Raw genomic sequence first — 23,934 nt, forward strand, 5'->3', positions numbered from 1 at the left:
CGTTTCACTTATACATGATTAGAGCATATTTAGAAATCTTGTTATTTTTCATGCACTAATTATTTAAATGTGCTGAACCACGCCATTTAGATACTAAAAGTTCATTTTTTCCTGTGAAAGTTTTGTTACAACGCCAGAGTGTAACAAATGTGTCATTTACCTTCGGTAAAGTTCCTGCGTTTTCTAAATCCATAATCATATTCGCACTTGGAGATACGAATGGAACTTAAGCACTTATTTCAAGCTTCCGCGATTGCAACTGCACTCGTGTTAGCTGGCTGTGGCGGCGATATCAACATTTCAGAAGGGAACATCGATAACAGCGTAGAAAATAACTACGGTAACGGTGATAGTGATTCAGGTTCTGGCGATTCTGGTGATACAGATACCGCGCCTGGTGAAGTAAGTTCAGGCCTGAGCTCTCAGGTTTCTACCGCGTTCGGTAGCGATGTAACGGTTCGTGTTCTTTCTGGTCGCTTAACTGCGGATATGGCTGACGACAGCGGTAACATCACGCTGACTAACGACACCGTATGGGCACTGGACGGTGCCGTATTCTTTGGTAACGACAACGCAGACAGCGTTAACCTGGTTATCGAAGAAGGTACAACAATTTTCGGTCGTAGCGGTAACGACTACATGGTGGTTAGCCGTGGTTCAACTATCGAAGCAAACGGTACTGCAGCAGCACCTATCATTCTGACTTCTATCGAAGACGTGGTTGGCGGTGACGCACAGCCTGGTCAGTGGGGTGGTCTGGTAATGCTGGGTAACGCTTCTTCTAACCAATGTCCTGATACGGGTGCATGTTCTCTGCAAATCGAAGGCGCTGAAGAAGGTGCGGTATTCGGTGGTACAGATGATACCGAGAGCTCTGGTTCTATCAGCTACATGGTAATCAAATACTCAGGTTTCGAAATTGCACCAGATAACGAGCTGCAAGGTCTGACTATGGGGGGCGTAGGTTCTGGTACTTCTATCGACCACATCCAGGTACACGCGTCTTCTGATGACGGTATCGAATTCTTCGGCGGTAGCCCGCAACTGAAATATGTACTGGTTACTGGTGCACAAGATGACTCTTTAGACTGGGATAACGGTTTTACTGGTAAAATCCAATACGCTTTCCTTGAGCATGCGACTGACGACACTGACGCAAACCGTGGTATCGAAGCTGATAACGACGGTTCAGATCCGGCTAACGAGCCACAGTCCAACCCAATGATTTCTAACCTGACCATCATCGGTAACAACTTCGACGGCGACGACGATTCTGAAGGTGTTTACCTGCGTGAAGGTACCGGTGCACAGATTTACAACATGGTTGTAACGGGTCCTGCAGGCATGGGCGAGTGTTTTGAAGTTGAAAACGTGACTGAGTCTCAGGCGAACCTGGCCGACGGCACTATCACTATTCAAAACTCTGTTATGGCTTGCCGTAACGGTGAAAACTTCAAGAACGATGACGGCGCCGTTGACCTGGAAGACTGGTTCTTAAACACCATGACTGGCAACACTGTTTCTGAAGCGATTGCACTGAATGCAGACGGTTCACCAACTTCTGGTAGCCCACTGTTAGGTGCAGGTGCTGACGCATCTCAAATCGACGGTTTCTTTGATGCGACTGACTACATCGGTGCGCTGGATGGCGTAACTGACTGGCGTGATGGCTGGGCATTCGGTTTCGGCGGCGGTGAAGTTACTGGCGTTGTTGAATCGGTTGACGGTTGTCCTGCAAGCACCACTGAAATTGATTCTGTAGACGGCACCACCACTACCTGTCAGTTAACTGGCCGCATCACTTCTGATGTAACCCTGACTGAAGGCAACATGTATGCCCTGTCTGGCGCAGTATTCATCGGTGGCGATAACACTGACAGCGCAACACTGACTATTGAAGAAGGTGTCACTCTGTACGGTGCAAGCGGTAACGATTACCTGGTAATCAGCCGTGGTTCACAAATTGATGCGCAAGGTACTGCTGCTAACCCAATCACCTTTACTTCACAAGCTGACGTAGCGTCTGATGCCGGTGAGCCGGGTCAATGGGGTGGTCTGGTAATGCTGGGTAACGCGCCATCTAACCAGTGTCCTGAAACTGGCGCATGTTCACTGCAAATCGAAGGTGCAGAAGAAGGTGCGGTATTCGGCGGTACTGACACAGCTGATAACTCAGGCACTATCCGCTACGTTCGCATCATGCACTCAGGTTTCGAGATTGCACCTGATAACGAACTGCAAGGTCTGACAATGGGTGGCGTAGGTTCTGGTACTGATATCAGCTACGTACAAATCCACAAGTCTTCAGACGATGGTGTTGAATTCTTTGGCGGTAACGTTGACATGAAGTACGTAGTACTGACTGACAACCAAGATGACAGCATCGACTGGGATAATGGTTTCCAGGGTCGCATGCAGTACGTACTGGTTCGCCACGCGGTAGATGGTTCAGATGCTAACCGTGGTATCGAAGCCGACAACGACGGTTCTGACCCAGCGAACGAGCCACAGTCTAACCCAACACTGTCTAACGTAACTATCATTGGTAATACCTTTGACGGTGACGACGATTCAGAAGGTGTTTACCTGCGTGAAGGTACTGGCGCTCAACTGTCTAACTTCATCGTAACTGGCCCTGCTGGCATGGGTGAGTGTTTCGAAATCGAAAACGTTGTTGAGTCTCAGGCTAACCTGACTGACGGCACCACCACTTTCACAAACTCTGTGATTGCCTGTGAAAACGACGAGAACTTCAAGTTCGACGATGGTGCGACTGACCTGGAAGACTGGTTCCTGAACACTATGACTGGCAACGCAGTAGTCGCTACTCAGGCAGAAGTCGTAAGCGGCATCTACAGCATCACTGATGCGGTAGCGCCTAAAGACTGGACAGGTGATACTTTCTTCGACAACGTGGACTTTGTTGGTGCCGTGTCTGAAGACGACGACTGGACTGCTGGCTGGACCGTTGGTCTGGAGTAATCACTCCTAATCCCTCCATCAAGGCAGGCACGTTGCAGCAAAAGTAGCGTGCTTGCTTTTTAAGTATTAAAAGCAACGTTTTTAAACGTTGATGTGTAAGAACGCTTTTCCACGAGGTTTACAATGAAAAAGCCTGCAATCAGATTTCCTGTCAAGCCACTGAGTCTGGCGATACTGGCAACATTCGCAGCGGCTACCGTGCCTGCAGTTGCTCAGGAAGCTGACGATGAGGAAGTCATCGAAGAAGTGGTTGCCACTGGTACCCGTCTGAAAGGTACGGCAACAGCAGTAATGGAAGAACGGAAAAACCAGGCATTCGTTGCTGACATCATGGGTGCGGAACAAATCTCCCGTACCGGTGACTCCGATGCGGCTTCAGCACTGCGTCGTGTAACGGGTTTGACACTGGTTGACGGTAAATTCATTTATGTACGTGGCCTGGGTGAACGTTATTCATCTACCCAGCTGAACGGCCTGGCTGTGCCTAGTCCAGACCCAACCCGTAACGTTATTCCGCTGGATTTATTCCCATCTACGATTATCGAAAGCTTGTCGGTACAAAAAGCCTACTCGCCTTCTATGCCAGCGTCTTTCGGTGGTGGTAACGTTGATATTCGTCTGAAAACCATTCCTTCAGATTACGTATTCAGTGTTCAGGGCCAGTTAGGTTCAAACACCAATAACTTTGACGACGCTTACCAGTACAATGGTGGCGGTGATGATTGGTTTGGTGAAGATGACGGCACCCGTGCGGCGCCAGCAGCCATTGTTGATCAGTGGGAGAGCAAACAGTTCCTTGATGGCATTAGTCAGGAAGAGTCTGTTGCCTTGTTCAAAGGTTTGAATCGTGACTACGATCCACGTTTGGAAAGCGTAGACCCGGATTACAAAGCCAACCTGTCAATTGGTAACAGCTTTGATTATGACGACGACTGGCGTTTCGGTTTCTTGCTTGCCAGTGGTTACGACCGTTCTACCGATGTAAGCGAAGAGTATGTGGGCGAACAGCCACTGCGTAACGGTGAAGAAATCCGTATGATTCGCTTTTATGACGAAGTAAACACCACTGAGAAATCGGTGAAGTGGTCGACCCTGTTTAACGTAGGTGTCGATTACAATCGTCAGCATCGTGTGGACTATAGCGTTATCGTGTTGAGCGATACCCGCGACCAGATCCGCGACATGATTGGTAACACTGCCAACATCACGTTATCGGATAACCAGCGTGTTCGTAAGTACGAAGTGCAATACGAAGAACGTAAAATGTTCACCAACCAGTTACGTGGTACACACACGTTCCCTGAGTTAGGTTTCCTTGGTTTTGACTGGAAATATTCTGAAGGCCGTTCTTCCCGTGATGCCCCTGGTAACATGGAAGCCCGCTTCCTCCTGGAAGACGACAACTTAGATGGCATTTACGATCGCGAAACAGAAAGCAGCCTGAGTAACTCAACTACGGCTGGCCGTTATTCATTCCAAACGTTGCATGACCGCGTAGAAAACTTCGCCTACAACGTAAACTACCCGTTGATGATTGATAACTGGGAAATGGAATTTAAAGCAGGTGGTAACTTCCTGAGCAAGACACGTGTTGCAGACAACCGTCGTCTGGACATCAGTACTCGTGCGTTTACCGATACGTCTATTCTGGAAGGCTACAACTTTAACGACATCCTTACCGATGAAGTTCTCGATAGCGCCAGCTATAGCACACAAAACCTGCTGCGTGATACCACAGTTGCTGGTGACGATTATGCCGCTGGTCAGAAAGTGGATGCTTACTACTTTGAAGCTGACCTGTTCTGGAACAACCTGTGGCGTTTCAGTGGTGGTGTGCGTTACGAAGACTTCCGCCAGGCGGTTGTCCCGTTCGATCCACGTACCAACCAGTTCGACTTAACTGACGAAGCAGACCGTTCACAGTTGGCTTTCCAGGAAGACGCGTTCTATCCGTCACTGGCGGTAACCTACTTCCTGCAGGAAGACATGCAGCTGCGTTTCAGCTACGGTAAAACGGTAGTGCGTCCTGATCTGCGTGAAGTCTCGTCATCAACGTACATCGACCCGCTGACCGAAAACCCAGTAGGCGGTACACCAGGCCTGCGTACCACGTCTATCAATAACTTTGATGTTCGCTGGGAATGGTACCGTGAAGCCGGTAACAACCTATCACTGGGTCTGTTCTACAAAGACATGGATTCACCCATTGAATCCGTTCAGTCGCCTGCACAGGATGGTCCGCCGCTTATTCGTATCGCTAATGCTGAAACCGGTAAGATGTACGGTATGGAAGTAGAGTTCCTGCAAGGTCTTGAAGTGATTGGCGACGGTATCTGGGACAACCTGTTTGTGTCCGGTAACCTGACTTTGAGTGACTCAGAGATTGAGCTGGACCCGGCCAACATTGAAGAGCAAACCGGTGTTTCGACCTCTATCACCAACCCGACACGGGCGATGACCGGTCACTCGAAATGGGTAGTGAATACGCAATTCGGTTATGACTCAGATAACGGTGAACACTCTGCATCTTTAGTCTATAACGTGTTTGGTCCGCGTATCCTGATCCCGGGTATCGATGGCTTCGATGATAGCTTCGAACAACCGTTCCATTCTCTCGATGTGGTGTACAAGTGGTACCCAGATTTTAATACCACTGTCACATTGAAAGTTCAGAATATGCTTGATCAGGAAAAGAAAATTGAGTTTGAAGACACGTTACTGCGGTCTGAAACCCGCGGCACGTCATTTAGTTTAGCGTATCGCTACGACTTCTAATCAACTCATCAAGAGCCGCATCAGCGGCTCTTTTTTTATCACGTCATTGTTCAATTGTGACAATAGAAATATGACAGTCATGTAATAAAACTGTCATAGAAAGTTCCTATCCTACGCCCAGAAATTTAAGCTCGGCGAAAGCCGTATCCTTTAACTGTAAGGTTTGAATGTATGAAGCTTTTCAACTCTTTGCTACTGGCGAGCGCCATGACGGCCACCTTCGCCATGGCACAAGACGATAGCGTCTTGAAACCCGCTGTAGATGAAGCCGCTAAGATCAACGAAAGTGCCGCTAAGTCTCAGGACAAAATCAACAACATCGCTGATCAAATCGATAGCAAACTTCAAGCGTTCAAAACGCTGAACAAAGAAATTGAAGGGCTAAACGTTTATAACAATCAGCTGAGCAAGCAGATCGCCAACCAAGAACAGGAAATGGCGGATCTGAACGCGTCTATTGACGAAGTTTCCGTTATCGAGCGTCAAATCACGCCGCTGATGATTCGCATGATTGACGGTCTTGAGCAGTTCGTTGCTCTGGACGTGCCTTTCCTGGAAGAAGAGCGTGCTAAGCGTATTGCTGACTTAAAAGACATGATGGACCGTGCTGACGTTTCTGCTTCTGAGAAATTCCGCCGTGTAATGGAAGCCTATCAGGTAGAAATGGATTACGGCCGTACTATGGAAGCGTACAGCGGTATTCATTCAATCGACGGCACTGAGCGCGATGTAGAGTTCCTGCGCCTTGGCCGTACCGCACTGATTTATCAAACCCGTGACGCCAGCAAGCAAGGCGTATGGAACAAACAAACCCGTCAGTGGGAAGAACTGGACAGCAGCTACCGCACACAGATCACCAAAGGTCTGCGTATGGCGAAGAAACAGCTGGCACCAGATTTGTTAATGCTGCCTGTTGCAATCACGGACTAAGAGGTACTGACCATGTTAAAGCAGATTAAATTCGTCGCAGCTGGTCTTGCCGCTGCCACATTAAGCTTCGGTGCAATGGCGGAAAACGAACGCGCACTGGACTTAGACGCACTGTTAAAGCAACTGGAACAAGGCCAGTTTGCACAGTCTCAACAAAACAAACAGCGCGAGCAGGATTTCGTTGCACAGCGTGCACAGCAGGACCAAATCCTGGCTGATACCCGCAAGCAACGCGATAACGCACTGAAAACGTCTGAAAACCTGGAAACCCAGTTCGAAGAAAACGAATTCAAACTGGCAGACCTGAATCAGGCGCTGGATACCCGTTTAGGTTCGTTAAAAGAACTGTTTGGTGTGCTGCAACAAGTTGCTGGCGACACTAAGAGCAAATTCCAGAACTCTGTCGTTTCTGCACAAATCCCAGGCCGTGCTGAGTTCCTCGACAACATGGCGCAGGCCATGGGTAAGAGCTCTAAGCTGGCTTCTATCGAAGAAATCGAGCGCGTATGGTTTGAAATGCAGCGCGAGATGACTGAATCTGGCAAAGTTACCAAGTTCGAAACCTCTGTGGTTGAAGCGGGTGGCGAGAAAGTAAATAAAGAAATCGTTCGGGTAGGTCCGTTCGCCCTGGTTGCCGACGGTAAATACCTCGACTTCAACGGTATCACTGGCACCGTAGCTGAACTGGTACGTCAACCTGCTGACCGGTACGGCGACTCTGCACAAGCACTGCAAAACTCAAACGGTGAACTGGTTGAGTTTGGTATCGACCCAACCGGCGGTTCTATTCTTGGCCTGCTGGTTCAAGCACCTGATCTGAAAGAACGTGTAGAGCAGGGCGGTGAAGTTGGTTACATCATCCTTATCGTAGGTGCGATTGGTCTGCTGCTGGCGCTTGAGCGTCTGATTAGCCTGACACTCATCAACGGTAAAGTGCAGAAGCAGCTGAAACGCAAAGAAATCAAAACAGACAACCCGCTGGGCCGCGTACTGAAAGTACGTGAAGATCACCCTGATGCAGACGTTGAGGCGCTGGAACTGCACCTGACAGAAGCGATTCTGGGTGAAGTACCTAAGCTGGGTCGCAACCTGACCATCATTAAGATTATCTCTGTTGTTGCACCGCTGATGGGTCTTCTGGGTACGGTAACCGGTATGATCAACACCTTCCAGGCAATCACTCTGTTCGGTACCGGTGACCCGAAACTGATGGCAGGTGGTATTTCTACCGCACTGGTAACTACGGTACTGGGTCTGGTCGTGGCCATTCCTATGACACTGCTATACGCCATGCTGAATACCCGTAGCAAGAACATCGTTTACGTACTACAGGAACAGGCGTCAGGTGTAATCGCTGAGCGCGCAGAGCGAGGCTAAGCCGATGATCGCATTCCTCGAAGCAATACGCGATTTTACAGAGACTGGAGGCCAGGTTCTGCTGGTTATCGGTCTGCTGATATTCATCATGTGGTTGCTGATCCTCGAGCGTGCGATGTACCTGCTGATTTGGCACAAAAACTACAAGAATCAAGCGGTAGCTGACTGGAAAGCCCGTCAGGACCGCTCCTCCTGGTTCGCTGAACAAGTCCGTGCAAAAACGGTTTCAGCGTTAACCATTCAGTTACGGGGCAGTATCCCGATTATTCAGTCGCTGGTAGCACTCTGTCCGCTACTGGGTCTGATGGGAACCGTAACCGGTATGATTGAAGTTTTTGACGTAATGGCCATTTCCGGCTCGGGTAACGCCCGCTCTATGGCATCAGGTGTCTCCAAAGCTACTATCCCGACAATGGCGGGTATGGTAGGCGCACTGTCAGGCGTATTCGCCTCGACCTGGTTGAACCGTATGGTGAAAACCGAGCGCATGAAACTGGAAGATGCACTAATTATTGACCGCAAAGGCTAGGCCTTAGGCCAGGAACAAAATTATGAAGCAGCATTTTCAAAATCTGATTGACGAAGAAGAAGCCACAATTGATATGACGCCCATGCTGGACGTTGTTTTCATCATGCTTATCTTCTTCATTGTAACCGCGTCTTTCGTAAAAGAAGCCGGTATCGATGTTAACCGTCCTGAAGCGGCGACTGCGGTAAAACAGGATCGCGCCAATATTCTTATCGCGATTTCTGATACTGGTGAAATCTGGATCAATAAGCGTCGTGTAGATGTCCGTGCCGTACAGGCCAACATCGAGCGTCTGCATGCCGAGAACCCGCAGGGTACGGTAGTGATTCAGGCAGATCAGAAAGCCACTACGGATACCCTGATCAAGGTGATGGATGCCTCCCGTGCGGCAGGCGTTTACGAAGTTTCAATCGCAGCACAAGAGCCTTAAGCCATGCCACGATTTATCATCGCATTTGTCATTTCGCTGGCGATCACGCTCGGCCTGTTCTTCCTGATGCAATCACTCATCAAGATGGGCGGCAGTGCGCTGACAGAGCCACCAAAAGGCAGTGTGCTTGACTTTGTGCGGGTGAAGAAAGAGGAAACGGTTGAACAAAAAGACCGTAAACCTCGGAAGCCACCACCGCCAAAAGAGCCACCGCCGCAAATGAGTTCACCACAAATGGACTCACCGTCTCCTGACGCCAATGGTACTTCAATGGACTTTGGCGGCGACATGGCGGCTGACGTTGCCCTTGATGGTGGTCTGGCGCTGGAATCCGGTGACGGTGAATACCTGCCAATCGTTAAGGTTGCGCCTGTGTATCCGCGCCGTGCACTGCAACGTGGTATCGAAGGTTTTGTTATCGTGGAATTTACGGTAACCAAACAGGGTACGGTGCGCGATCCGATTGTGGTTGAAGCCAATCCATCCGGCATTTTTGAACAGGCTGCTATGGACGCTGCCATGAAGTTCAAATATAAGCCGCGGGTAGTTAACGGTGAAGCCACGGAAGTCTCTGGCGTGCAAAACCGTATTACCTTCCAGATTGACGGGTAAGTATTATGAGTAAGCATTTATCCAAACGATTTGCGTGTGTACTGTCGCTGGCCATTATAGCGGTGACAGTGGTACCGGCTGCATTGGTCAGCGGCCAGGCACAAGCACAGGAAACCAAAGCCAGCGACAAGAAAACCCGTAGGGTGCCTACGCTGCGTGGCAAGGTGTACGAGCAGCTTGCCCGAGCACAGGCAGCAGGTGACGCAGGTAATATCGACGAAGCTATTGCTATCCTTGATGAAGTTAAGAGCAAAGATAGCTCAATGAACAGCTACGAACAGGCCATGATGTATAACTTCTATGGCTTTATTTACTACAACAACGAAGATTACGACAAAGCGTTGGAAAACTTCGCCCAGGTAGTAGAGCAACAACCCATCCCGGAGAAATTCGAGATGACCACGCTGTTCAGTTTGTCACAGCTGAATCTGATGCAGGGTAATTACCAGGCCAGTATCGATTATCTTGAGCGCTGGGAAGCGTTGAACGAGGGACCGGTGCCGGTAAAAAACCTGGTACTGAAAGCCCAGGCTTATTATCAGGCGAAGGAATACGCCAAAGCGGAACCGTTTATTGCGCAAGCGATAAAAGACCACGAAGCAGAAGGCATGATCCCTGATGAGAACTGGTTAATCCTGCAGCGCGCGATTTATTACGAGCTCAAGCAACCTGAAAAAGTAAAGAACGTGCTGATCAAACTGGTAAAACTGTTTGATGAGCCAAAATACTGGATTCAGCTTGCCGGTATGTATGGTGAACTGGGCGAAGAGCGCAAGCAACTCGCAATCATGGAATCTGCCTACCAAATGGGCTACGTGGAATCGGCGGCCGATGTCTTCAATCTGGCGCAACTGTATTACTATCACAAGGTACCTTACAAAGGTGCACTGCTGATGGAGCAGGCCATGAAAGACGGCACGCTGGAAAGAAACCTGCGTAATATGCGTTTCCTGGGCCAAAGCTGGACCTTAGCAAAAGAACAAGATAAAGCCATTCCGGTAATGCAGTCGGCGGCAGAAATGTCGGAAGACGGTGAGCTGGATGCGCAGCTTGCGCAAATTCTGCTTAACGCAGAGCGCTGGGACGATGCCATTGTGTCGGCTGACCACGCCATCGAAAAAGGACAGCTGCGTAATCCTGGTCTGGTTTACCTGATTAAAGGCATGGCGCTGTACAACAAGAAGCAGTATGCCGCAGCGTTAAATCAGTTGGCTGAAGCCGAGAAGCATCAGCGCAGCAAAGCCATGGCGCAACAGTGGAAACGGTTTGTCGAGTCTGAAAAGACTCAGCAGGAAGCCATCTCTGCCGAGCTCGCCATCTAGATTTAAAAATACGTTAGGAGGCCGGTTTTACACCGGCCTTTTTTATCACTTTCATTTACAGTGTCATATTCACCGTCTATCCTCACTAGCCTAACGACAACGCTTTACTGTTAACGCACGAGCTAACGTTTCTTGAAATTCATTCCTATGTATAGCTTTGGTAGCCATAGTTTTTCTCAGAGTCATGTATAGTTTTGTAAAGCGTATTATTTATGCCTGATATAATAATAAAACCAGGCCCGCTGAAAGTGGCGTATAAAGCTTTCAGCGACATAAAAGGGGGCATGCCTATGTCTGACAACAGTATCATTAACGAGAACAGCTACAATCTGACACCGATGCTATATGACATCCGTGGCTTTTTTATTCTCACCTTTGCCTATCGCAACACGCTCTCCTCACAGGTTAAATTTTTCGCCGAAAATCTCAAAGGCAAGCATTTGGAGTGTGCCATTGGCACCGGTACCTTCACGCAAATTTGCATGAAACACGCCCGTAAAAAATTGAAAGAACAGGATTTCTCGCTGGTGGGTGTGGACTATTCCAAAGCCCTGATGGGCGGCGCTAAGAAAAAGCTTAAGGGCGCGGAGCTGGCCATTGAAGACTTACGCAACATGACTTTCGACGATGAAACCTTCGATACCGCTAACCTGCCTAACGGCTATCACACCATCGGTGGCATAGATGAAGCCATGCACGAAATCGTGCGGGTACTCAAAACCGGCGGAACCCTGTACATGAATGTGTTGCTTTATCCCGGCGACGGTTTCATGAACAGCCTGAGTACGAAAGTGAATGACTACGGACAAAGTATCGGCATTCTGAATCGCCCGTATACCCGGGAAGAAGTGCTGGAAAGCCTGCCGAAATTTGGGTTACGTCTTGATGAGGAAAAAACGGTTCAGAACTGTATTTTTCTGAAAACCACCAAGGTCTAGAAATACAATAATTTGTATTTCGATTTTGAACGCTACGTTATTCATACAAAAATGTAGTGTTCCGTCAGGTCCAGATGAAGTTGTTATATAGGTAAGTTAACCACTTGCAAAAAAATACAAGTTGTGTAAATTATTCTCGGATAGAAGTAAAGGAATGCAAGTTTTTACCACACTTATCTTATAAAGGACTATAATGAAAATTTTTTATTTTTTATTTTTTATTTTACTTACGATTTTAACAGCTTCAGATACTTTTGCTGCAAATTTTAAAGTAGAGGCCACATCATGTGATGGATGCACAAGTAGTCAAATGAAAAGTGCTGCTGAGTCGGGGTGGTTTAGTAGCTCCTATAGCTATAAGTATGTCCATATCTTTGATGAGGTGAATGCCGTTTACCGTAAGTACAAAGTTTACAAGAATTCTGGGGGCTTAGGGCCGGGAGAACCTGGACTAGAGTTTTTGGTTGCGCAAGAAGTTACGAAAGAAAGCGATATTAACAATGCTTTCATAGCCTTAGTTAATCAAAAAAGAGAGTTCGTAAATGCAGTTGATAACAGTTCGGTATATTTAGATTATAATGGCAATATCATTGATTTCGATTATGCCAATAATGCTTCAAATTCCAAATTGGCAGAATCTGAAATGTACAAAATTAGTTCAGATGCGCCGGTTACTTGCGTGGCAAACGATGTTCCCGAAACAGCTTTATCTGTACAAGACTTTGTGATGAGGTCTGCTGCACGACGAGCAGCTTTTGTAGTTATTAACAGAGACCTAGAGGCAACTTCGACTGGCAGAGTTCAACTGGTACTTGCAAGATTGACAGAATTTGTTTCCGAATTACAAGGAAGCACTAATCAAGTTGTCTCTACCGTCGGTTTAGGGCTTGAAATTGTCAATTTTAACAATTTTAAAATAGTTACTCCAGATGGTGGGCAAATCACGGGGGGGTTGGATTTTGGTGGTCAGACGTTCAATCCTAAGAAGGCATTTGATGGAGATTGTAATGACGTCCCACTTACTGAAAGTGAAACTAGAGATACACACGAGCATTCTACCGCTGGTGGAGCTGAAAACATGAGTCAACTTTACGAGTTTTATGGAATTCCAACATCTAATCGATATCAAACGTGCAACAGATATGTAACTGCTTGTACCGGCCCAGCAGGTCAGGTAACTAACTGCGTCCGCATGTGTGTTGAATCTCGATAGGTCATATCCTAGATTTTTTATATTGCACTAGTTACTTAATTAATGTTATTAAAGAAAGGGTCTATTGATGAACAGAATAAAGTTGACATTATTAGAAACAATTTTGCTTATAATATCAATAGGCTTGTTTCTTTTAACGCTGTTTCAAATTTTAGCGTATGTTAGTTTAGGTGACGTGAAAAAGCCTTTAATGAACGAAGCATACTGGATGATGCCGAGCCAGACAATTATAAAAGAAATCGTTGTTTTTTCTTGTTTGACTTTTGTTTTTGTCGCTTTGTTTAGATTTTTTTATAAGAAAAATCGAAATTAAGTATGATTTTTGATTTCTGTGCTCATATACTGAATGTCGCATCCTAATAGTTGGCGACTCAGTCTTATCAAGATGTGCTAGATAAAGCACATCTTGATAATTTAGTACCTAGTTTAAATCAGTAGTAAATTCAAATTGAGAATTTTTATATTGTGCAGTTTTAAAACTCAAAAATTTATAATAAATATTTAACAACGCTGCCAAATCTTTCTAATATGGTTTTAGTCAAGAATAACACTTAGGTGGAATTAGTCGCCATATTGTCAATTGACCTTGTACTGAACTCAGTAGCTACAGAACGCTTAAATGGAAAAAGTGACTATTTACTGGTTTTAAAATTTCAAAAGCTCCCTATTTTCAGTCATCCACAAACCGCATTGTCAGGGCGGATGAGTTGTGTTGTTCCGACACTTCATCCGCTTTGTGTTTTATCGCCAGAATCTCACTGCGAATCGCCAGGAAAGCGGCCACTAATTCAGGGTCGAAATGGGACCCTGCCTGAGACTGAATGTAATTAAAAGCTTCCTCTTCGCTCCAGGCTTTTTTATATGGCCGCACCATGGTGAGTGCATCGAAAACATCGGCAATCGCCACAATCCTGCCAGACTCGGGAATAGCATCGCCTTTTAAACCTGAAGGGTAGCCCGAGCCGTCCCACTTCTCATGATGTGTCAGTGCCACTTCAGCGGCGAGCTTGAATAATACCGCATCACTGTTGTTAAGGATCTCATAACCAATGCGGGCGTGGGTTCGCATTACCACCATCTCTTCTTCGGTAAGCCGGCGAGGTGCTTTTAAAATGGCATCGGGGATACCAATTTTTCCGGTATCGTGCATAGGCGCTGCAAACTCCAGTAGCTTGGCCCGTTCGGCAGACCAGCCAATGGCTTGCGCCAGTTCACGTGCGTACGCTGCCATCCGCCAGATATGCAGGCCGGTATCATTGTCGTTGTAGTGGCCTGCTGCTGCTAACATGCTAATGGCACTTAATTGGCTTTGTGCCAGCTCCCGGGTACGCATTTCCACTTCTCGTTCGGTCTGTCGCTGTTGGTGCGCCAGAGCAATGTGGGTTTTCACCCTTGCCAGTACCAAGGCGGGTACGATGGGTTTGGCAATATAATCCACGGCGCCCACTTCAAAACCTCGTTCTTCGTCTTCACCTTGTCCGAGTGCGGTAACAAAAATGACCGGAATCCCCGCCGTTTTTGGGTAGGCTTTGAGCTGCCGGCACACTTCCAGACCATCAAGAGCTGGCATCATGATGTCCAGCAGGATGAGATCCGGGGCGGCTTTACCCACAATTTTCAGTGCAATTTCACCGGACGGTGCCACTTTCACCTGATAGTGCTGGATCAGAATGTCTTTGAGGATATCAATGTTTGCTGGTTCATCATCTACTACCAGCACGCTAAATTCTTTCACTGTAAGCTCGTCATTTCTGGTTGCGTCATCAGCGGCCGTAGAAGATCGCCCGCTGCTTCAAAATCATACTGAGATACTTTCTGTATGGCCTGCTTGAGTACCCAGCGATGCGCTGACTGTTGATAATTATTGTACAATTGCTGCAGCGCGTCACCTGCATTAGCGTCGTAATCTTCCAGCAGATGAATAATTGTGCCTAGCTCTGCTGAAATCGGTTGCTCGGGGGCCGTGGTCGTCGTCTCCGGCGACATTACCATTAGGCTGGCCACCGCTTTTTTCACGGTTGTGTCTAACTCTCGTGCAAGCTCGGCTGCCCCGGTCAGTTTGTCTTGACTGTCTGTCAGCTCACTCAGTTTTCTAAACTGTGTCAGTAGTCGGTTGGCACCAATATTACCGGCATGCAGTTTAAGCGTATCGAGTTCTTCATGGGGCAAATCATTATGAAAGGCGCTGACGAGTGCAGACAAATGACTGCCGTAGTGCTGATAAGTTTGGCAGAACGCCAGCAGTGCCAAATCAAAATCATCATGTTTCGACGGTAAGGTGAAATCTTCCGGGAGTACCGATGGGTAACTGATAAAATCATCAAGCGCAGTCAATAGCTCATCGTAGTTAATGGGTTTCGATAACAGGGCGCACATACCGGAATCATGCACTAAATCTGTGATCAGGGCAGGGTCTTCGGTAGACATACAGATAATGGGCACAGTAAGCCCGCTACCCAGAATCAGGCTGACTGCAACTTCCCAACCGGGTAAATCAGGCAGTTTATTGTTGATAATAAGGGCGTCGAAATGTTCATGCTTACATAGCGAAATACAGTCTGCTCCTTGTTTTACGGAGTGAGGTTTGATGCCAGAAGCAGAAAGCTGTTGCGTGAGCACGGTTTGGCTAATGTCGTCATCATCAACAATAAGAATGCGTTTTCCAGACAAACGGTGCTCAATCATGGCGGTTTCTTCCAATGAACGATATCCCGACTGATTCATGCCTGAACCCGTGTGCTCGCTGAGAAAATTGTACAGTGAACTCTGAGTGAAGGGTAATTGCATCACCACAGCCTGATGAAGTCCGTGGGCAGCAAGCAGCTGTCTCATATCTTGCTGATTACCCGATGTCAGAATACGTAATCGGGAATAATCAAGGCTGCGCTGTTTAAACGCATCAGATAACGCTGCCATTCTTGGTGCAGAAATGTTGTCTGCAAGAATTAACAAGTGGGTGGTTTGTTCCGGCAGCGCGTCTGCCTGATGGGTATGGCAAAAGGCATGGGGTACTGCCAGGGTTGTTAAAGTGCCTTCTAGATAATCCATCGCGGCAACGAGTTTGTCATCTAAACAACAGATGGTAAGAAACTGGTGCGCGCCCAGCGATGATAATGGGGCAATATTCGCATTACCTGCGCGTAGTAGCTCCAGCTTGATCACAAATGTGCTGCCTTTGTCGGTTTCACTGTCTACCGCGATACTGCCGTGCATCAGTTCAACCAGGTGACGGGTTATACTCATACCGAGTCCCGTGCCGCCGTATTTACGCGATATCGACGCGTCGGCCTGGGTAAATGGGTCGAACAGATGTTGTAACTGGTCTTCGCTTAAACCAATGCCCGTATCACTGACGCGCAGTTCAGTGAAGATACGGTTGCCGGGCAAGGTTTCCAGTTTTACCGACACCACAATTTCGCCATGGTGGGTAAATTTCACCGCATTGCTTACCAGGTTGTTGAATATTTGCATGAGTCGACTTTCGTCGCCAAGCAACGGCACAGACATGTCGCCATGCATATCGAACAGTAAGAGCAATCCTTTACTGTGGGCTCTGTCCTGAAACATAACCGCCACTTTTTCCAGCAGATCATTAAAACAAAATGGCTGTATGTCTAAATCCGTTTTACCCGCTTCAATTTTGGAATAATCGAGTATGTCAGAAATGATACTGAGCAGGGTGTTGGCGCTGTGTGTGGCTTTTTCAAGGTAGTCTCGCTGTAGCACCGTTAGCGGCGTTTTCAGCACCAGGTGGGTAAGGCCAATAATGGCGTTCAAAGGCGTTCTTATCTCGTGACTCATGTTCGCTAGAAACTCACCCTTGGCGTTGTTCGCCCGTTCTGCCTGGGCAAAGGCATCCCGCATGGCTTCTTCAATGTTTTTACGTTCACTGATATTGCGAAACACGCCTACGTAGCCTCTTGGTGTATCGTATTCGTCAACCAAAGGCACCGCGGTAACCGATACGGGAAATATGCGTCCGTCTTTGTGGGTAAAATAGGTTTCTTCAGAGAAGTAAATCTCGCCGTTTCTAATGGTTTTGAGCAAGGGGCTTTGCTGCACAGGAATAAACGCCCGCTGTGGAGACTGAAACTGAATGGTGTCGTGAAAACGACGGGTTTGTAGTTCTTCTAGTGTCCATCCGAGTAACCGCGATGCTTCTGGATTTAGAAAGCGCGTATGACCAATGAGATCTACCGAGAAAATACCTTCACCTATAGAATCCGTTATGCTCTGATAGAACCGCTGACTGTCTGACAGGCGCGTTTCCAGCAATTTCTGGTGGGTGATGTCGGTCATTATCACCACATATCGAACCGGCTTATCTGCGGTATCGCACACAGGTACTACCGTGGATGACACCCAAAATACGTCACCCTTTTTAGTATGGTTATGTATTTCGCCGTGCCACACTTTGCCACTGTCGGCGGTGTCCCAAATGGACCTGTAGGTTTCTTCGCGGTGATAGCCGCTGCGAAGTAGGTCAAGTCGATTGCCAATCAGTTCTTCTTCGCTGAACTTAGATATTTCACACAACTTGCTGTTGGCGTAAAGAATTTCCCGGTTACTATCGACCACGGCAATGATGGCATGTTGATCGATGGCTTGCCGTTGTATCTCAACTTCACGTAAGGCTTGGTGACGCTCACGGCTCAATTGCGTCATGAGCTCAGCAAGACCACTGAGGTCGCCGCTGTCTTCGCTAAGGGGCGGCTTATCGAGCTCACGGAGCAATGTATTGGCCGTGTGTTGTAAGGCGTTCAATGCTTGTTGTTGGGTAACGGCATCTTGCCGGGCTTGCGCTAATGCCTCGGTAAGTTCTTGCGAGCTCAGGCGGATACTGCGGTCGCGGATTTCCACATCCCGTTGCTGTTGCTGGTAACTCGTATCAACCCGTTTTACAAAGGGGATCATGCCGTTAAGCAAGGTGAGAATAGCGGGAGGTAAGGTGTCGTCTTTTGCGTAACCGGCTAGCTCATCCAGCCAAAGCTGCGCTTCCTCAACAGTACCGAAGCCCATGGTTTTCTTTAGTTGCCTGAACAGAAGCCTATGCATCGGTAGTCACTCCAAATAACGTGACTATCATGGTTTGATTGTGCAGCTTGCATGGGGTGTTGGGAGTGAGCGGCGCAAATTCGCCGTTGGAATAGAATCCGCAAATGGGTAACTGGTTGTCGAATGCACTGCTGAATGCTTCCACTTCCTCTTCCACCTGATCGCCCATGACCACCTTTCTCGCTACACAGCTAACAATAAGCGCAAAGCCAGGTATCACCTGTTCACCCATTCGCGTATTAAATAATTCGGCTGCATCCTCAACATTGCTGATCAAGTCGTTTGTCGATGCATGATTCAGGCGTAGATAGGCGCCTTGTTTGATTTTACCACCAAGAACAAGGCTACCTTGCGATTCGTCAATGCTGTATAGCGCACGCAGCAGACCGGAGGTTTCTTCATGGGAATTCATCAATTCCAGCGGAAACAGCAGACCGGACACGGGCAACTGGCTCGCGTAATCGCCAAGGTACGTTTTATAAATATCCAAGGCCGGTTTGCCGTCGAGTTCATAAAGAATATTGTTATCGCTGCGGGTAACCTGGCGAATAGGGCCGAAAGGTTGCCATCCTCGAATGATGGCTTGCTGAACACGTAGCGGCGACCCGTAAAAACCCACAGCCACCACCTTATCATCACTAATGCCGTGAGGAGTGAGCACGAAAGTTCGGGTGTAACGGGCATAATCACCGGCCATTCCACCGCACACCAATACTTCGTCACCCAGTACTTCATGGATGCCGTTAAACAGTCCGGTAGGCAGGAATTCTGTTCCGCGTGTAAGCAACATAACGGCGCGAAGGTACTCGCTATTTAACGCGGTGCCTACCCGTTGTCCGCAGTCGTGGTAGTGATTATTGTCTACGTTGTCTAGAAAAACTCGCGTTGTTCCTGCTCCCTGAAGATCTATTACGGTAATGACAGCGGTACCTTCAAGGGCATCGGTACCGACAATCTCACCACTGGCGCTGCAGCCCACCACGGGAACATGATGCTGAGAAAGTGCATGTAAAAAGCTCGGGTGAGAGAAAAAGGTCGGGCTGGCAAAAACAAGAATGATGTCGGCAGGCTGCGCGAGCAGGCTTTCGATGACATCGATATCGGTATCGACACTATGAATAATCCGTTGAGTCACTTCCATGAAATAGCACCAGACTAAATGCGTTCGGGGTTACGCTTAAATTTAGTGTCAGAATCAGCTTTATGCCATTAATTTTATTAAATATACGGCTATATTCTATAACTTTGCGAACAAGGTTAGCGGTGAAGGGCGGGACGAAAAATCCGCAAAAAGAGGGCGCCGCCGCAGACGCCGGCTATTATCTGCAAAGCCAGGCCTAAAACAGAGCGGGTTCCAGCAATAAGATGAAACTGAAAAAGCTGTTCCATTAGCAGTAACATCACCAACATGGCAACACCGGTTGCAACAGGAACGAGGGCTCGGCGAGCAGAAAACCGGGCGGTGATAAAGCCAGTTACCGAAAGAGAAACAAACAAAGCCGCAGCAATCAAGCTTCCGTAAATGGGCAGCAAGCCGACAATGTCATGCAAAGTTGACGATGCTAACGTTGCTACATCGATGCTCACGCCCAGCCCTGCCAACGACAGCAGTACCATCTGCGTGTGAGATACACTGGCAAGAATATAGGTGACCAGCCAGGCGGGAATGAATGCCCGGGTAAATGAGGTTGCGGTAGCTAAAGGCATGCGTTGATTCGTTGTGTGTTTCACGTCATAGTGCTGCTTTTCTGGTCGGCATCTTTTCACGACAGCGCGTAGATCTCAAGAAGGAGTTGAATACACATCATGACATTCTGGGCATTTCACCGTTTATTATTGCTTTTGGGGGTACTGGTTTCGTTTGCATCGACGGCACAATCTCACACCTATCAAGCAAAGAAAATGTCAGTGTGGTCACTTAATCAGCCATGGGCGTTAACGCAACTGCCCGACAACAATTGGTTAGTGACAGAACGTGACGGCCAGGTCGTCATTACGGGGGGCGTAGAAAGCCTAGTTCGCATACCGTTGGCGCTGCCAGACCTGTATGTTGCCGGGCAGGGCGGATTACTGGATTTGGCGCTGTTTGCTGATTTTGACGAATCCGGAAAAGTGATGCTGACGTTCTCGCAAGGCACCGAAGAGGCGAATCATCTGGCGGTGGCCACCGCCGTGTTTAACGGCAAAAGCTTTTCCGAGATCTCTGTTATTCTTACCGTTTCGCCAGACAAAGACACGCCGGTTCACTATGGTGGTAGATTGGCATTATTGCCAGATGGCACCTGGCTGGTAACAACGGGTGATGGTTTTGATTACCGTGAAGAGGCCCAGCGGCTAAACAGTATGTTAGGTAAAACATTGCGTTTTCATGCCGACGGTTCAGCACCTGAAGATAACCCGTTTACCCAGCAGGCCCCTTATGTCTTTACCTACGGGCACCGTAACCCGCAAGGTTTGGTTGTAGATACCGCAAGTGGCGCTATTTATGAACATGAGCATGGCCCCGACGGTGGTGACGAAATCAATCTACTAACACCGGGCAACAACTATGGTTGGCCGGTGGCGACTTTCGGCACGGATTACTCCGGTGCACAGATATCGCCATTTACCCGTTACGCAAATATGCAGTCGCCCCGGGTAAACTGGACGCCTTCTGTGGCCCCTTCTGCAATGGCGATTTATCGTGGTCAAATGTTCCCGGAACTTAACGGGCAATTGCTGGTTACAACGCTAAAAGCGCAGCAATTATTGGCGATAGACCTTTCCGCTACGCCTGTTCAGCAAACCGCCCCGTTTGCTACCATAAATCAACGTTTGCGCGATGTGGCGATAGGTCACGACGGGGCGATTTATGTGCTCACAGATGGCAAGGAAGCCAACATTTTGCGTATTGCTCCGCGCTAGTAAATTACGCTTTGATTGCCAACCCCGAGAACCTTCGCTGTTGCCTTTTCGGCACTGGCGAAGAGTAAGTTTACCGTATTGATCATTCCAACATTGAATGTTGCCTGACATGCCGTATAAACTAGCAGGCCGGACACCTCAGGGGCCCGGTTTTTTATGCGTATTTTTCTACCCCACGTTTTCACAAGGAAGACAGAATGAAACCATTAATGGTTCTGCGAAATCTGATGCTGGTGTCTTGTCTGGCGCTGGCTGCTTGTCAGAGTGCTGCCGACGAGCCCGTTACCTTCGAACAGGCAACCATTGTTGCTGGTGGTAAAAGCCTGAGTGTTGAATATGCCAAAACGTTTGAGCAACGGGCGCAGGGACTAATGTTCCGCAAATCACTGTGTGATGATTGTGGTATGTTGTTCCGCTTCAATCCGGCACGTATGGCCAGCATGTGGATGAAAAATACGTTTGTACCTCTGGATGTAGCATTTATCGACGGGAACGGCGTAATTACCGATATAAAACCGCTGGAGCCACATGACTTAACGTCTGTGGGATCTTCAAAAGCGGTAGAATTTGCGCTGGAAATGAATCAAGGGTGGTTTGCTGCGAATAACATCAGCGTAGGCGACCAAATCAAAATCAATTACTAAACCAACCAGTCGTTGGTTAAAGCTCGGAGAAAATCGTGTCGAATTCTCTTAATATCGCCAAGTTTGGCGGTACCAGTGTAGCCACCTATCAGGCTATGAAAAATTGTGCTCGCATTGTGGCGGGTAACGAAGCAACCCGTATTGTTGTTGTTAGTGCACAGGCCGGTGTGACCAATCACCTGGTAAGTATTGCGCATGCGCCGCTAACCAGCGAGCAAATCAAGGACACTTGTCAGGCGATCATTGATATTGAAATGGCCGTGCTGAACGAAATTAAAGACAAGGCTAGCGTAGCTGACAAACTGGAAGATTTGTTTGAAGAGTTACGTGGTCTGGCAAATCATGAAGAAATTCTTCATCGTGACGACCTGAAAGATCAACTTCAGTCTATGGGCGAACGCATGTCGTCGCTGCTGTTTAGTGCGGTATTGGCAGAAGAAGGGGTAGACACCTTAAACTTCGACGTACGTAAAGTGCTGCGTACCGACAGCGAGTTTGGTGAAGCTGCACCCCAAATCGACACCATTGGCGAGCTTTCAGAACAATTGTTACGTCCTGAAATTAGCAACGCCATCGTGGTTACCCAAGGTTTCGTGGGGGCTAATGAAGAAGGGAAAACCACCACTTTAGGTCGCGGTGGTTCTGACTTCACGGCGGCATTGCTAGCTGAAGCATTGAATGCTGATAGCTGCGAAATCTGGACTGACGTGACGGGTGTTTACACCACAGACCCGCGCATTGTACCTGCGGCTTATCCATTACCGGAGCTGAGCTTCGAAGAAGCCGCGGAAATGGCCACGTTTGGTGCCAAAGTACTGCACCCGGCCACCATGGAACCAGCACTGCGTAAAGACATTAAAGTGTTTGTGGGTTCTAGCAAAGAGCCAGAAAAAGGCGGTACTTGGATCATGCGCGACTGCGACAATGAGCCACCACACCGCGCGATTACCCGCCGTAAAGAGCAGGTAATGGTAACCGTGAAAACACCGAAAATGATGTACGCACAAGGCTTCCTGCAACAGGTATTTGGTATTATTGCCAAGCACAAGCTCAGTGTTGATTTGGTCACCACGTCTGAAATTTCAGTCTCGTTTACACTGGATAATCCAGCGAACTCTGTGGCTCAGCGTTTGAACAAAGAAACCATCGCCGAGCTGGAAACCATCTGTGATGTGAAAGTGGAGAAAGGTTTCGATCTTATCACTGTTGTGGGTAACAACATGCAAACTGCAAAAGGGGTGGCGAGCCGTATTCTTGGTGCGGTAGACGACTTCAACCTGCGCATGATTTGTTTCGGTGCTAATCCGCATAACCTGTCTTTCCTGGTGAGTGAAGAAGACAGTTCTGCCATTGTTCAGCATCTGCATAAAGAGTTGTTCGAGTAAGAATAGTTAACGGGTAGCATTGGCTACCCGTTTTTGTTTCCTATGTCAGATTCCCTCTCCATTCGTTCTTACAGCAAACAAAAGGTGGGTCACACCCACGACTTCCATCAGTTGGTGTTACCGCTTCGTGGTGTCATAAACATTGAGCTGGCCGGATTCAGCGGCAAAGTGGCGCCAGGAGAATGTGTGGTGATCCAGGCCGGTGAGTTACATCATTTCACATCGGAAACCGAAGCGCGTTTTGTGGTGGCAGACATGTTTTCGCTGCCAGAAAATCTTTGTGCAGCGTCGTGGCTGGTATTTACCATCAGTCAGCCACTTAATCGCTATTTACAGTTTATCGAGACCCAACTCGAATATCAGGTAGACTCGTCATTAGAAAAGCTCACCTTCGATACCTTCACCAGTTTATTGGCGGCACAACGAGTAGCGCAAACCCGGGATCGACGGATCAGTGCTGTGGTCAGTTTTATCGATGACAATATTGGCAGTGAGTTGGATATTGGCACGCTGGCTCGCATCGCCTGTTTAAGCGCAACTCAGTTTAAAAAGTTGTTCCGGGAACAAATGGGCGTTTCCGCCGGACATCATGTAACCGCCATGCGTATGGAAAAAGCCAGGGCGCTGCTGATCCACACAGATTTGCCTGTTCAACGGGTAGCGGAAACGGTTGGCTACCACGACTTATCTGCGTTCAGTCGCCGCTTCTCAGTCCATTTTGGTTTACCACCCTCGAAGCTGTTTAGCTGAAAGTAGCTCCGTAAAAATTCTCAGTAAGTGCGTCTTTTTAACCTGAGAAAGCGTCTTATTAGCAAAGATGTTGGTTCTCTATGGCGAT

At 48.1% G+C, this 23,934-nt stretch carries 18 protein-coding genes; 14 read left to right on the top strand and 4 right to left on the bottom strand.

The annotated features are described in order from the left end of the window. Nucleotides 1-219: 219 nt before the first annotated feature. The 10 genes from ACXAFQ_RS13355 to ACXAFQ_RS13400 all read left to right on the top strand — a co-directional run bounded on the left by ACXAFQ_RS13355 (nt 220) and on the right by ACXAFQ_RS13400 (nt 13,108). Nucleotides 220-2,982: a hypothetical protein gene (locus tag ACXAFQ_RS13355; RefSeq protein ID WP_474823107.1), complete on the top strand. Its 2,763-nt coding sequence runs from the start codon at nt 220-222 to the stop codon at nt 2,980-2,982. Nucleotides 2,983-3,105: 123 nt separating this feature from the next. After that, complete coding sequence (locus ACXAFQ_RS13360; protein ID WP_474823111.1) at nt 3,106-5,757, top strand: TonB-dependent receptor domain-containing protein; 2,652 nt, start codon at nt 3,106-3,108, stop codon at nt 5,755-5,757. 171 nt (nt 5,758-5,928) lie between these two features. Continuing rightward, entirely contained in the window at nt 5,929-6,687 is a 759-nt protein-coding gene (locus tag ACXAFQ_RS13365; RefSeq protein WP_070123856.1) for a DUF3450 domain-containing protein, read from the top strand. A gap of 12 nt (nt 6,688-6,699) precedes the next feature. Beyond that, nucleotides 6,700-8,064 (top strand): MotA/TolQ/ExbB proton channel family protein, encoded by a 1,365-nt coding sequence (locus tag ACXAFQ_RS13370; protein ID WP_474823119.1) that lies wholly within the window; start codon nt 6,700-6,702, stop codon nt 8,062-8,064. 4 nt (nt 8,065-8,068) lie between these two features. Further along, nucleotides 8,069-8,593, top strand: a complete 525-nt coding sequence (locus ACXAFQ_RS13375; protein ID WP_070123858.1) for a MotA/TolQ/ExbB proton channel family protein — start codon at nt 8,069-8,071, stop codon at nt 8,591-8,593. Nucleotides 8,594-8,615: 22 nt separating this feature from the next. Further along, complete coding sequence (locus ACXAFQ_RS13380) at nt 8,616-9,023, top strand: ExbD/TolR family protein (RefSeq protein WP_070123859.1); 408 nt, start codon at nt 8,616-8,618, stop codon at nt 9,021-9,023. A 3-nt stretch (nt 9,024-9,026) separates the two neighbouring features. Beyond that, complete coding sequence (locus ACXAFQ_RS13385; protein WP_474823127.1) at nt 9,027-9,635, top strand: energy transducer TonB; 609 nt, start codon at nt 9,027-9,029, stop codon at nt 9,633-9,635. Nucleotides 9,636-9,640: 5 nt separating this feature from the next. Further along, nucleotides 9,641-10,957 carry a tetratricopeptide repeat protein gene (locus ACXAFQ_RS13390; RefSeq protein ID WP_474823131.1) on the top strand — a complete coding sequence of 439 codons (1,317 nt, stop codon included), beginning with the start codon at nt 9,641-9,643 and terminating at the stop codon, nt 10,955-10,957. Between the two features lie 212 nt (nt 10,958-11,169). Next, the gene (locus ACXAFQ_RS13395) at nt 11,170-11,895 is read left to right on the top strand and encodes a class I SAM-dependent methyltransferase (RefSeq protein WP_474823135.1); all 726 of its coding nucleotides are present in this window, start codon (nt 11,170-11,172) and stop codon (nt 11,893-11,895) included. A 193-nt stretch (nt 11,896-12,088) separates the two neighbouring features. Next, nucleotides 12,089-13,108 (top strand): hypothetical protein, encoded by a 1,020-nt coding sequence (locus ACXAFQ_RS13400; protein WP_474823139.1) that lies wholly within the window; start codon nt 12,089-12,091, stop codon nt 13,106-13,108. Between the two features lie 670 nt (nt 13,109-13,778). On the opposite strand, the gene ACXAFQ_RS13405 is transcribed toward ACXAFQ_RS13400, so the two are convergent. The 4 genes from ACXAFQ_RS13405 to ACXAFQ_RS13420 all read right to left on the bottom strand — a co-directional run bounded on the left by ACXAFQ_RS13405 (nt 13,779) and on the right by ACXAFQ_RS13420 (nt 19,870). Continuing rightward, nucleotides 13,779-14,843: an HD domain-containing phosphohydrolase gene (locus ACXAFQ_RS13405; protein ID WP_474823143.1), complete on the bottom strand. Its 1,065-nt coding sequence runs from the start codon at nt 14,841-14,843 to the stop codon at nt 13,779-13,781. Continuing rightward, nucleotides 14,840-18,163 carry a PAS domain S-box protein gene (locus ACXAFQ_RS13410; protein WP_474823147.1) on the bottom strand — a complete coding sequence of 1,108 codons (3,324 nt, stop codon included), beginning with the start codon at nt 18,161-18,163 and terminating at the stop codon, nt 14,840-14,842. Before ACXAFQ_RS13410 ends, ACXAFQ_RS13405 begins: the two co-directional genes overlap by 4 nt. Further along, on the bottom strand, nt 18,156-19,304 hold the full coding sequence (locus tag ACXAFQ_RS13415; RefSeq protein ID WP_474823151.1) for an FIST signal transduction protein: 1,149 nt from the start codon (nt 19,302-19,304) through the stop codon (nt 18,156-18,158). Before ACXAFQ_RS13415 ends, ACXAFQ_RS13410 begins: the two co-directional genes overlap by 8 nt. A 116-nt stretch (nt 19,305-19,420) precedes the next feature. Next, a complete protein-coding gene (locus tag ACXAFQ_RS13420; protein WP_474823155.1) occupies nt 19,421-19,870 on the bottom strand; it encodes a hypothetical protein in 450 nt (149 codons plus the stop codon). A gap of 99 nt (nt 19,871-19,969) precedes the next feature. Between ACXAFQ_RS13420 and ACXAFQ_RS13425 the strand changes: the two genes are divergently transcribed. The 4 genes from ACXAFQ_RS13425 to ACXAFQ_RS13440 all read left to right on the top strand — a co-directional run bounded on the left by ACXAFQ_RS13425 (nt 19,970) and on the right by ACXAFQ_RS13440 (nt 23,846). Then, nucleotides 19,970-21,067, top strand: a complete 1,098-nt coding sequence (locus ACXAFQ_RS13425; RefSeq protein WP_474823158.1) for a PQQ-dependent sugar dehydrogenase — start codon at nt 19,970-19,972, stop codon at nt 21,065-21,067. Between the two features lie 197 nt (nt 21,068-21,264). Continuing rightward, nucleotides 21,265-21,711: a DUF192 domain-containing protein gene (locus tag ACXAFQ_RS13430; protein WP_070123867.1), complete on the top strand. Its 447-nt coding sequence runs from the start codon at nt 21,265-21,267 to the stop codon at nt 21,709-21,711. A 35-nt stretch (nt 21,712-21,746) separates the two neighbouring features. After that, complete coding sequence (lysC, locus tag ACXAFQ_RS13435) at nt 21,747-23,096, top strand: lysine-sensitive aspartokinase 3 (RefSeq protein WP_474823163.1); 1,350 nt, start codon at nt 21,747-21,749, stop codon at nt 23,094-23,096. A 42-nt stretch (nt 23,097-23,138) separates the two neighbouring features. Next, nucleotides 23,139-23,846: a helix-turn-helix domain-containing protein gene (locus tag ACXAFQ_RS13440; RefSeq protein WP_474823166.1), complete on the top strand. Its 708-nt coding sequence runs from the start codon at nt 23,139-23,141 to the stop codon at nt 23,844-23,846. Nucleotides 23,847-23,934 lie beyond the last annotated feature (88 nt).

It is taken from the genome of Alteromonas sp. ABH2_165, from assembly GCF_056159945.1.